This is a genomic window from Vreelandella subterranea, assembly GCF_900111305.1.
Lineage (GTDB): Bacteria > Pseudomonadota > Gammaproteobacteria > Pseudomonadales > Halomonadaceae > Vreelandella > Vreelandella subterranea.
Genome location: NZ_FOGS01000008.1, coordinates 164,894 through 175,835 on the forward strand (window position 1 = coordinate 164,894; position 10,942 = coordinate 175,835).

Sequence of the window (10,942 nt, forward strand, 5' to 3'; positions counted from 1 at the left end):
GTGTTGTCGGTGATGACCTTTTATGCCAGTGGATTTATCTGACATGGGTCAACGCAACACTTGCGACAGTAACGCAGCTGAGACACTTTAGGGATTCGACTTAAGCGGTATAGAGGCGCGAACGCAGCCGTTCCTGAAGTCGCTCGAACAGGCTATCAACGGTTAGTGCCAACAGCGCAATCGTCAGCGCCCCCTGGACGATATACGCCATATTCCCGTTCACGATACCGGCAATGATGGGATCCCCCAGATTGCTCGCGCCGACGGTGGCGCCGATCGCGGCTGTCGAAATATTGATGGTGATGGACGTCCGAATGCCGGCCAGTATGACCGGGGCCGCCAAAGGCAACTCTACCTGGCGAAGGGTTTGCCAACTCGTCATTCCCATCGCGACGGAGGCACTTTTCACTTCTTTATCAACGTCCTGTAGGCCGCCTAGCGTATTTCGTACGATGGGTAGCGTGCCATACAGCACCAGCGCAACAATAATCGGCAGCGTGCCAAAACCTAATGCCGGCACCGCCAGCGCCAGCACGGCAACCGGTGGAAAGGTCTGCCCCAGTGAGGCGACTTGCGAGACCAGAGGTAAAAAATTACGCCCCCATTCCCGTGTCACGACAATCGCCGCCAACACGCCCCCCACCACGGTAATCACGGCGGCCGCGCTGACCACGAGCATGTGCTGCACCAACAGGGTGGCAAGGCTCGCTCGCTGGTACACGACTTGACTCGAGTCCGGCTCAATGATGCGCAACAGGCCGTCGGCGTAAGGAAATCCCCAAACACATGCCATCAAAAGGACCAGCCAGATAGCCGGCCACTTCGCCTGTTGAACACCGCGCGCCGTCAGTGAACGGCTCAAGGCATCATGACTCACGCGCTTTTCCTTGTTCCGGCTGGGCTTCCTTGACGATCTTGCGTAGCGTCAGCTCGCCTACCGGGACATCGTGTTGGTCCACGACAGTGAGGCGGTCCGTGTGATCACGCAACATCATTGAAAGCCCCTGGCGCAGGGAAAACGTCGCGGGAATCCGCGATTGAGCGGGCAAGGTGGGTCCCATCGGGGCCATGTGGTCCTTGACCCGGGTCAGAGCGGCTTGCTTCAGCCCGCGCTCGAGTCCGCCGAGCAAGGATTCGACAAAAGAGTCCTGAGGATGTTGAAGCAACGCCAGTGGCGTGCCCTGCTGGACAATACGGCCTTCTCGCATCACTACCAGGTGATCCGCCAACCTTAGCGCTTCATCCATGTCATGGGTGACAAACACCACCGTCTTGTGCATCTTCGCCTGGAGCCGGGCAAGTTCATCCTGAAGCTTTTCACGGGTGATCGGGTCCAGGGCGCCAAAAGGTTCATCCATCAGCAAGATATCAGGGTCGGCGGCCAGTGCCCGCGCCACGCCTACACGCTGTGCCTGCCCCCCTGACAGCTGATGAGGGTATTTGTGGGCGAATTCATCTTTCGGCAAACCCAGCAGGCCCATCAGTTCGTCAACTTTTGCCTGCACCTCTGCAGCGGACCATTTGAGCAAGCGTGGTACGAGGCCGATATTGCGGGCCACTGTCCAATGCGGGAATAGCCCCGTATGCTGAATCACATAGCCGATGCGACGCCGCAACTTGACCGGGTCATAGGCGGCAATCGGCTGGCCATCCAGTAGGATGTCACCCTCGCTGTGCTCAATCAGGCGGTTAATCATCCGTAATGTGGTTGATTTGCCGCAGCCCGAGGTACCCACCAGCGCACAAAACTTACCCTTTGCGATGTGCAGCGAAATGTCATCCACTGCGACGGCGTCGTCAAAGCGTTTGGTCACGTGGGCGAGTTCGATCATTGAGCGTCTCCAGGCCGCACGGTATTTTTCGGCCGGAGGATATCAGACAAGGCCCCGAGGCCAGCGTCTGCTATAAGCGCCAGTATCAGAATGGGCAGCGCCCCCAGTAATACCATGTCCATCGCCGCCTGCCCCAACCCTTGAAAAATGAAAGCCCCCAGGCCGCCCGCACCGATCAAGGCAGCAACCGCCGTGAGGCCGATAGCTTGGACAGACGTGATTCTTATCCCCTCGAGCAGCACCGGCAAGGCCAGGGGCAGACGCACCTGCCAGAAGCGCTGGCTATTGCGCATGCCCATCCCGCGTGCCGCTTCCAGGGTCTCAGGACTGACTTGCTCGAGGGCAATGTAGGTGTTTCGCACCATCGGTAGCAGGCTGTAAGCGACCAGCGCCAACAAAGCGGGTGCCCAGCCAATGCCACTGACACCCAGTCGAGACAGCAGCGGCCACTGAGCCGCCAGCCAAGCTAAGGGGCCCAGCATCAAACCGAACAGGGCGATACTCGGAATGGTCTGCAGGAAATTGAGCACCCCAAAGGCGACCTTCTGAAAGTTTGCATAGCGGCGCATCAGCATGGCGAGGGACAGCCCCAGTCCGATGCTGATGGCAACGGAGACACTCACCAGCGTTATATGTTGTCGCAGGGCGCGCCAGAATTCGTCGTTCCGGGCGCGAAACTCCTGCCCCAACGCCAGCGCCTCAAGCGCCCACATGGCACACAACCACCAGACGAGCGCGACGCCCAGAAGCATCAGGACGGTCCAACGCCGCGGCAGCGCTAAGCGCAAACGCAGCTCGATCCAGCACAAGAGCAATAGAGACAGCATCAACCAATAGGCCATGCCCATATTCAGGCGAGCCTGAGGCATATCACTACTGACCAGCCGGTCGCTGGCCACTATCAAACCAAACGGCATCAGAAGAAGTAATAGACAGACGCCTACCAGGGCAACCTGATAATTCTGTCGGCCAGGCTGGAGGGACAGCAGCATGAGGGTGATAGTGACGCCGCTGACCAGCAGTGCCCCCAACCAGCCCATGGCTTCCACCAGACCAGCCCCCTGGCCGCTGACGATCCGGTTGGGAGACACGCTGACCACATCGAAGAGCCAAAGAGCCACCAGCATGACACTCAGGAGAACGACCAGAACACTATTGGGCCGCCACTGTCGCCAAGCCATTTGCGGACTTGGCAACGCATCCAGCAATGCCATTATCAGTCGTTATCCAGGCTATCGAGATAATCGCCCGCGACATTACCGGGTGACATGCCGTTCACCGCCACGTCAGCATTGAGTTTCTGCAGCGTTTCAAGATCCAGCGTGCTGAATACGTCTTCAAGCAGCGGCGCGATATCAGGGTACGCTTCCAACACGCTTTCACGTACTACCGGAGCTGGCTGGTAGATTGGCTGAACGCCCCTTGAGTCTTCAAGCACCACGAGGCCCAGCGCATTCAAACCACCGTCGGTACCGTATGTCATCGCAGCATTGACGCCACTGGTCTGCTCGGCGGCTGCCCGCATGGTGGCCGCTGTGTTGCCGCCGGAAAGCACCAGCAGTTGATCATCGCTGAGTTCAAACCCATAGGCCTGCTGAAAAGCGGGAAGTGCCTGCTCGGATTCGACAAACTCGGCGCTTGCCGCAAACTTGAACTCGCCCCCTTCTTCCAGATAAGCCGCCAGGTCATCGAGCGTCTCCAGACCATTTGCCTCTGCGACATCCTTGCGCACGCTCATGGCCCAGGTATTGTTGGCACTGGCCGGTGTTAGCCACACCAGTCCCTGCTCGGCATCGCGCTCCCGGACAGTTTCATACGCCTGTTCCGGGTCGTTCCATACATCGCTGTCGCTCATATCAAAGAAGAAGGCGCCGTTGCCGGTGTATTCGGGATAAAGGTCAATTTCTCCCGCTTGCAAGGCGCTGCGTACAACACTGGTGCCCCCCAACTGCAGGCGATCCTCCGTGGGGATATCATGGCGCTCCAGCGTCTGTATGATCAGTTCACCCAGCACGGACCCTTCCGTGTCGATTTTTGACGAAACCACCACCGGGTCATTGGCATTGACCGATGATAGCGGTAGCAGGGTAAAACATCCGATGGCGATGGCCGATTTAGTCGCAAAACGCATTGTCATCATCCTTTTGCTGAGTTTTGTAGGAGTATATGCCCGTCGTGCGTTGAAGTCAGATTCACGTCGAATCCTAAGCGCTATCTAACGCGTACTCACCATCGTTTGGCCCTGCTCATGAAGCAGACTCAAGGACCCAGGTGGTGCCTTCTCGGGAATCTTTAAGAATGATCCCCAGACTCGCCAGCTCGTCGCGGATGGCATCGGCTTGCGCAAAATCCTTGTTGGCCTTGGCCGCCTGACGCTGGGCGATCTTTGCGTTGATGGCCGACTCGCTCAGCGGAAGGTTTTGCTGCTGGGAACCTTTCAGAAACGCCTCTGGCGATTGCTGAAGAAGTCCCAGCACACCGCCCAGCTGTTTCAATTCAGCTGCAAGGGCTCGCGCCTTCTCAGGCGCATCGGATTTGGCGCGATTGACATCCCGCGCCAGGTCAAACAAAACCGCCAACGCTTCGGGGGTATTGAAGTCATCATCCATCGCTTCAGTAAAGCGGTCGCGATAATGGGTGCCCGCTGGATCATCGCTCTCGGTGCTGACATCAAGATTCACGCCATCCAGCGCCGTGTAAAAGCGTGTCAGTGACTTTCTGGCCTCGGAAAGCGAATCCAGTGAGTAGTTAATCGCACTGCGATAGTGGCTGGCGACCAGCAGATAACGCACCACTTCCGGGTCGTGCTCAGCCAGCACTTCCCGAATCGTGAAGAAGTTACCCAGCGACTTCGACATCTTTTCCTGGTCGACACGCACGGCCCCTGCGTGCATCCAGGTGTTTACGTAGGTTTTGCCGGTGGCCGCTTCAGACTGCGCGATTTCATTTTCGTGGTGAGGGAAGGTCAGGTCCGGCCCACCCCCATGAATATCGAAAGTCTCGCCAAGGCAGCAGGTCGACATTGCCGAGCACTCAATATGCCAGCCAGGGCGTCCGTCTCCCCAAGGGGAGTGCCAGCTCGCCTCGCCGGGTTTGGCCGCTTTCCAGAGCACGAAATCCAGTGGATCTTCCTTATGGACGTCTACGTCAACGCGGGCGCCTGCGCGCATGTCGTCCAGCTGGCGATTATTCAGCTTGCCGTAATCCGCGAATCGGCGAACGCGGTAATACACATCGCCGTTTTCGGCCGGATAGGCAAAGCCTTTATCAATCAGCGTCTCGATCATGGCGATGATATCGTCGACATGCCCGGTCGCTCTGGGCTCATGGCTGGGCGGCAAAACATTGAGGCGCGCTTCGTCTTCATGCATCGCCGCAATCATGCGCTCAGTCAGCGCCGAGATACTTTCTTGGTTTTCATCGGCACGCTTGAGGATCTTGTCGTCAATATCGGTGATATTGCGCACATAATTGACGTCATAACCACGCTCCCGCAGGTAGCGCGTAATGACATCGAACGCCACCATGACGCGGGCATGGCCAAGGTGGCAGTAGTCATACACCGTCATGCCGCAGACGTACATGCTCACCTTGCCCGCCACCAGCGGAGTAAAAGGCTCTTTGCGACGTGTCAGCGTATTATAGATTTGCATGTGCCGATTCCTTAACCTTTCTGCTTGATTTTCGCCCAGCTGTCCTTGAGCCCTACGGTACGATTGAACACCAGATGGTCTGGCGTCGATACATGCCGATCAGCACAGAAATACCCCACGCGCTCGAACTGGTAGCGTGCTTCAGGGCCCGCCTCCGCCAGGCTGGGCTCGCCAATGGCATTGCACACCGTCAGTGACTCAGGGTTCAGATGATCCAGAAAGTCGACATCCTTATCCCGATCAGGCTGTTCTACCATGAACAAATTATCATAGAGACGCACTTCCAACGGGATACCGTGATCGACGCTGACCCAGTGAATGACCCCTTTCACTTTGCGGCCCTCGGGATTTTTTCCCAGGGTGTCAAAATCAACCGAGCAGCGCAGTTCAGTCACCTCCCCGGCGTCATCCTTGATGACCTCATCGCAGCAGATGACATAGCTATTGCGCAGACGGACTTCCTTGCCCGGTGCCAGGCGGAAGAACTTTTTGGGTGCATCCTCCATGAAATCATCTTGGTCGATGTATATCTCGCGGGTTAACGGCACTTTGCGCATTGGCATGTCGTCACGCGCCGGATGACCGGCCACTTCATACACTTCCTCGTGATCGTCAGGCACATTGGTCAGCACCACTTTCAGCGGCTTCAAGACACACATTGCGCGGGGCGCATTATCTTCCAGGTCCGAACGAATCGCGTGAGTCAGCATGGCGATATCCACCAGCCCGCCATCGGCACGGGTGACACCAATCATCTCGCAGAACTTGCGAATGGCGGCCGGCGTATAGCCGCGACGGCGCATGCCCGAAATGGTTGGCATGCGCGGATCATCCCAGCCGTCGACGATCTGCTCGTCCACCAGCATCTTTAGCTTACGCTTCGAGGTCAGCGTGTAGTTGAGATTTAACCGGGCAAACTCGATCTGACGGGGCTTGTGGGGTACAGGAAGATGATTCAGGAACCACTCGTAAAGCGGCCGATGGTCTTCGAACTCCAACGTGCAGATAGAATGCGTCACGCCCTCGATGGCATCAGACTGACCATGGGTAAAATCGTAAGACGGGTAGATTTTCCACTTATCGCCGGTCTGATGGTGGCTGGCATGACGAATGCGATACAGGATCGGGTCACGCAGGTTGATATTGGGCGATGCCATGTCAATTTTGGCACGCAGCACCTTTTCACCCTCAGCAAACTCTCCCAGGCGCATGCGCTCGAGAAGGTCAAGGTTCTCCTCCGCGCTACGCTCACGGTAAGGACTCGGCTGACCCGGCTCGGTCAGCGTGCCGCGGTATTCGCGAATCTCGTCAGGCGTCAGGTCATCAACATAGGCTTTATCTTCACGAATCAGGTGTTGCGCCCAGGCATACAGCTGGTCGAAGTAGTCAGAAGCGAAACGCACCGGCCCTGCCCACTGGAAGCCCAGCCAACTGACGTCTTCTTTAATGGCGTCAATATAGGCCTGCTCTTCTTTGGCAGGGTTGGTGTCGTCAAAGCGTAAATGACACTCACCACCCATCTGCTCCGCCAACCCAAAATTCAGGCAGATCGACTTTGCATGGCCGATGTGCAGGAAGCCATTGGGCTCCGGGGGAAAGCGCGTCACAATCTTGGTGACCTGGCCGCCCTCGATTTCGTCGCGTACTTGGTTGCGAATGAAGTTCGGCGCTGGGGTGGTCTCGTTGGTCATGGTGGTGTTGATAACCTCGTGGTGGATGGCGTGCTTGGCTGCGTCTGCCTACTCTAACGGTATAGCGCTTCGCGGTGCCAAGCAAAACCGTTATTATAACGTGACGCCGATGCACAGCGCCAAGGCGAACGCCTTTATTGAACAGGAATTTATCTATGATCGTATTACAGACGAACCACGGTGACATCACGATTGCGCTTAATCATGAAAAAGCCCCCGTTACCGCCGCCAACTTCGAGCAGTATGTTCGCGATGGTTTTTACGACGGCACCCTTTTTCACCGTGTCATTGATGGCTTTATGGTCCAGGGCGGTGGCTTTGATCAGGATTTCAATCAAAAGCCCACCCGTGATCCGATCGAAAACGAAGCGGATAACGGGCTGAAAAACACCCTGGGCACCCTGGCAATGGCTCGTACTCAGGACCCTCATTCCGCCACCGCACAGTTTTTCATCAATGTCGGCGACAACAGCTTTTTAAATCATAGCGGCAAGAATTTGCAGGGTTGGGGTTATGCTGTTTTCGGTGAAGTCGTCGACGGCATGGACGTGGTCAACGCGATCAAAAACGTCAGCACCACACGTCGCGGTATGCATGCCGACGTACCCGCCGAGGACGTTATCATTGAACGCGCCTATCTCAAGGAAGCCGAATAATCTCCGGGAGCTGTATGCGTACCCTGCTAGTTGCTGATATGCACTTGAGTCATGACACCCCTGAGATTAATCAGGGGTTCCATGATTATTTAGCCCATACCGCCCAAGGAGCGGATGCCCTGTATATTCTGGGTGACCTCTTTGATGCCTGGATCGGCGATGACCTTCTCGATACGCCTCACCCGCTGGGCGCTGTCGCTCGAGAGGTCATTCAGCAATTACACCGCCTCAGCAGCGATGGAACGGCAATATATTTTATTCACGGCAACCGTGATTTCCTGCTGGGCCAACGCTTCATTGACGCCTGTCAGGCGACACTGCTTTCCGAGGTAGAACAAATCGAGCTTCAGGGGGTGCCTGCCGTCATCTTGCATGGCGATAGCCTATGCACTCAAGATGAGGCGTATATGGCATTTCGCCAACAATCTCGGGACCCTGAATGGCAAGCCCAGATACTTGCCATGCCGCTGGAACAGCGCCTGGAACTGGCAAGCAGCCTGCGAATGCAGTCGGGAGACGCTAATGCCAAGAAGGCGGATGCCATCATGGATGTGACCCATGAGGAGGTGGTGGCGCTGATAGAAAAGCATGGCGTCACGACCATGATTCATGGTCATACCCACCGTCCTAAAGTGCACGATTTAACCGTGGAAGATGTCCCTGCCAAACGCTTCGTGCTTGGTGACTGGGATGCCAGCCACGGCTGGGATATCGTGGTCGAGAAATCAGATCATACCGCCCCACGACTGCGCCAGTTTCCCCTTACCAATCCACCGTCTCCCTGAAGACGGCACTACAAAAGAACTATAAAAAAAGCCGATCTCCTAGATCGGCTTTTTCAACGGAACGGACGTCACGCCTAAGGCTTATCGCTCAATCTCGGCATCGCTGCGCAGGTCTTGAACAAGCCCCTGAATAATGGCCTGTGCACGCAACTGCTGGGCCATCTGAGCGACAAACTGCTCGCGCTCTTCATCCGCATCTCCCGGCACTACTTTGTCAAGCGCAATGAGCGCAACGCCAGTAGGCAGTACTGCCGTTTGATAGGTGCTTCCGCCATCCTCTGGATGCGGCATCCGGAAAGCGGCTTGCACAATCAGTTGAGAAGCCGTGGCTTCATCCTGGCGGCGAACATTGTTGGCCTCCAGCCACTGTCTATCAATCGACTCACCTTCTTGCAGGCGTGCCACCATGTCTCTGGCTTGCGCTTGAAGTCGCTCTTGTTGCCGCTGGGCGACTACCGCTGCCTCCACCTCATCGCGTACGTCGTCTAACGGTAACTGAGTCTGTTCACGATGATCCGCAACGCGCACGACCAAACGACGGTCTTCGTCGAGTTCGATCACTTCACTGTTATAGCCTTCCTCGAGAACGTCGTTGCTGAACGCCTGTTCCAGAACGCCTGGCTCGAACAGGACACTACTACCCTGATCATTCCGGGACAGCCAGTCGCTTTCTTGAAGGGGGAGTGACAGGTCTTCGGCGACACCTTGCAGGTCATCGGCCGCAAAGCTCTCGTCAATAAGCTGCTGGACCTTATCGTTAAACGCATCGTTCACTTCGTTCATTGCGACATCTTCGCGCAGTGAATCCCGCTGGTCCTCGAACGCCGGACGGTCGATACCAGTGACTTGAATGATATGCAGGGCGTTGCCCATTTCGACAATCGATGAGGTTTCTCCCTCATCAAGAGAGAACGCCGCTTCATCAAAGGTATCGCCGAAAAAGCCACGGCTGATTGTGCCCAGGTCGCCGCCTTCTTCCGCGCTGGCCGTATCATCAGAATAGCGAAGCGCCGTATCGGCGAAAGATTCGCCGGCTTCAAGAGCTTGTAGCGCCTCCTCCGCCCGTTGCCGGGCGTCTTCGCGATCACGCTCATCACCGAATGTAATCATGATGTGTGAAACGCGGCGGTCTGCGTTAGCGTTGCGCTCTAGCCAGGCCTCGCGTAGCGCCTCTTCATCCACATCGACGCTATCGGCCATTTCCCGGCGGTCAATCAAGACATACTCGAGGCGTACCTGCTCGGGGCGCTCAAAACGGTCGGCATTGGCCTCATAGTAGCTTTCCAGCTCGTCTTCGCTGATCTGCACATCGCCTTCGAGATCATCTTCGTCCAGCATCACATAGCGAAAACTACGCTGTTGACGCTGGAGTTCTGCCAGGCGCTGACGCTCGTTATCCAGGGTGAAATCGCTAAACGCAAGGCCCTGCTGAAGCTGTTGACGCTTGACGTCCACTTCCAGCTCCTCGCGGAATGAAAGAGGCGTATAGCCAGCCCCTGATAAACGGCTGCGAAATATGTCGGGCGAGAACCGTCCGTCTTCATCCTGAAATTCAGGGATACCCACAATGAGCTGGTCAACCTGGTCTTCGGATACGTACAAGCCACCTTCTTCGGCGTATTGAGTAAGCAGTGTTTGCGTTACCAGTTCCTCCCTTATGTCATTACGCAGTTGACGCTCTTGCTCAGGCGGCACCTGGCCTGAACGCATGGCACGCTGAACTTCCAGTTCAATCTGTTGGCGCATGATGGGCTCGCCATTCACGCTGATTTCTTGGTTGGGGTCGTCACCGAACAGACCAAACAAAGATTCCACACCGAAAAGCGCCATGGCAGCCACCATGACCCCGATGATGATCTTGGCTCCCCAGCTTCTGGATCCATTCCGAATACTTTGCAGCATGTTGCCCTCAGGTAGTCACAGCTAAACGGGTCGCCCCTAAAAAGTGAGCTAGAAAATAACATGGGCGCATCGCGGTTGCGATGCGCCCATAGATGACTACAAACGCTTACAACTTAATTAACGGCGTCTTTCAATGCTTTACCAGCTTTAAAGCTAGGCACTTTTGCCGCACTGATCTGGATCGGCTGGCCTGTTTGCGGGTTACGGCCGGTTCGTGCAGCACGTTCTTTGATCGCGAAGGTGCCAAAGCCCACCAGTGAAACACTGTCGCCATTTTTCAGGCTATCGGTGACAGACTCCACCATGGCATCCAATGCGCGGGTTGCCGCTGCTTTTGGAATATCTGCAGACGCGGCAATGGCTTCAATCAGCTCAGACTTATTCACACTTCACCCCTTGACTGTTTCAAAAAAATGGTTCTAA

At 56.2% G+C, this 10,942-nt stretch carries 10 protein-coding genes; 2 read left to right on the forward strand and 8 right to left on the reverse strand.

The genetic code is table 11. The features are described 5' to 3' along the window. Positions 1-100 precede the first annotated feature (100 nt). The 6 genes from BMX75_RS12945 to BMX75_RS12970 form a co-directional block, all read right to left on the reverse strand. A complete protein-coding gene (locus BMX75_RS12945) occupies positions 101-877 on the reverse strand; it encodes an ABC transporter permease (RefSeq protein ID WP_422822071.1) in 777 nt (258 codons plus the stop codon). Continuing rightward, positions 867-1,832, reverse strand: coding sequence for an ABC transporter ATP-binding protein (locus BMX75_RS12950; protein ID WP_092828562.1), 966 nt, complete (start codon positions 1,830-1,832; stop codon positions 867-869). Before BMX75_RS12950 ends, BMX75_RS12945 begins: the two co-directional genes overlap by 11 nt. Further along, on the reverse strand, positions 1,829-3,046 hold the full coding sequence (locus tag BMX75_RS12955; RefSeq protein WP_092828564.1) for an ABC transporter permease: 1,218 nt from the start codon (positions 3,044-3,046) through the stop codon (positions 1,829-1,831). The genes BMX75_RS12950 and BMX75_RS12955 overlap by 4 nt, the downstream gene beginning before the upstream one ends. 2 nt (positions 3,047-3,048) lie before the next feature. Then, entirely contained in the window at positions 3,049-3,963 is a 915-nt protein-coding gene (osmF, locus tag BMX75_RS12960) for a glycine betaine ABC transporter substrate-binding protein OsmF (RefSeq protein WP_092828566.1), read from the reverse strand. A 115-nt stretch (positions 3,964-4,078) separates the two neighbouring features. Continuing rightward, positions 4,079-5,485 (reverse strand): cysteine--tRNA ligase, encoded by a 1,407-nt coding sequence (cysS, locus tag BMX75_RS12965; RefSeq protein ID WP_092828567.1) that lies wholly within the window; start codon positions 5,483-5,485, stop codon positions 4,079-4,081. An 11-nt stretch (positions 5,486-5,496) separates the two neighbouring features. Continuing rightward, entirely contained in the window at positions 5,497-7,176 is a 1,680-nt protein-coding gene (locus BMX75_RS12970) for a glutamine--tRNA ligase/YqeY domain fusion protein (RefSeq protein ID WP_092828569.1), read from the reverse strand. A gap of 155 nt (positions 7,177-7,331) precedes the next feature. On the opposite strand from BMX75_RS12970, the gene BMX75_RS12980 reads away from it, so the two are divergent. After that, on the forward strand, positions 7,332-7,832 hold the full coding sequence (locus tag BMX75_RS12980) for a peptidylprolyl isomerase (protein ID WP_092828573.1): 501 nt from the start codon (positions 7,332-7,334) through the stop codon (positions 7,830-7,832). 14 nt (positions 7,833-7,846) lie between these two features. After that, on the forward strand, positions 7,847-8,617 hold the full coding sequence (locus BMX75_RS12985; RefSeq protein ID WP_092828575.1) for a UDP-2,3-diacylglucosamine diphosphatase: 771 nt from the start codon (positions 7,847-7,849) through the stop codon (positions 8,615-8,617). Between the two features lie 81 nt (positions 8,618-8,698). Here BMX75_RS12985 and BMX75_RS12990 read toward each other — a convergent pair whose 3' ends face one another. Together BMX75_RS12990 and hupB are read right to left on the reverse strand one after the other, a co-directional pair. Next, positions 8,699-10,519, reverse strand: coding sequence for a SurA N-terminal domain-containing protein (locus BMX75_RS12990; RefSeq protein ID WP_092828577.1), 1,821 nt, complete (start codon positions 10,517-10,519; stop codon positions 8,699-8,701). 113 nt (positions 10,520-10,632) lie between these two features. Then, positions 10,633-10,905, reverse strand: coding sequence for a nucleoid-associated protein HU-beta (gene hupB, locus BMX75_RS12995; RefSeq protein WP_066317565.1), 273 nt, complete (start codon positions 10,903-10,905; stop codon positions 10,633-10,635). Positions 10,906-10,942: the final 37 nt, after the last annotated feature.

Coding starts and splice junctions, on each gene's coding strand:
- BMX75_RS12990 (WP_092828577.1), bottom strand. CDS start 10,519: ATGCTGCAAAGTATTCGGAATGGATCCAGAAGCTGGGGAGCCAAGATC.
- BMX75_RS12980 (WP_092828573.1), top strand. CDS start 7,332: ATGATCGTATTACAGACGAACCACGGTGACATCACGATTGCGCTTAAT.
- BMX75_RS12985 (WP_092828575.1), top strand. CDS start 7,847: ATGCGTACCCTGCTAGTTGCTGATATGCACTTGAGTCATGACACCCCT.
- BMX75_RS12950 (WP_092828562.1), bottom strand. CDS start 1,832: ATGATCGAACTCGCCCACGTGACCAAACGCTTTGACGACGCCGTCGCA.
- BMX75_RS12955 (WP_092828564.1), bottom strand. CDS start 3,046: ATGGCATTGCTGGATGCGTTGCCAAGTCCGCAAATGGCTTGGCGACAG.
- BMX75_RS12970 (WP_092828569.1), bottom strand. CDS start 7,176: ATGACCAACGAGACCACCCCAGCGCCGAACTTCATTCGCAACCAAGTA.
- osmF (WP_092828566.1), bottom strand. CDS start 3,963: ATGCGTTTTGCGACTAAATCGGCCATCGCCATCGGATGTTTTACCCTG.
- cysS (WP_092828567.1), bottom strand. CDS start 5,485: ATGCAAATCTATAATACGCTGACACGTCGCAAAGAGCCTTTTACTCCG.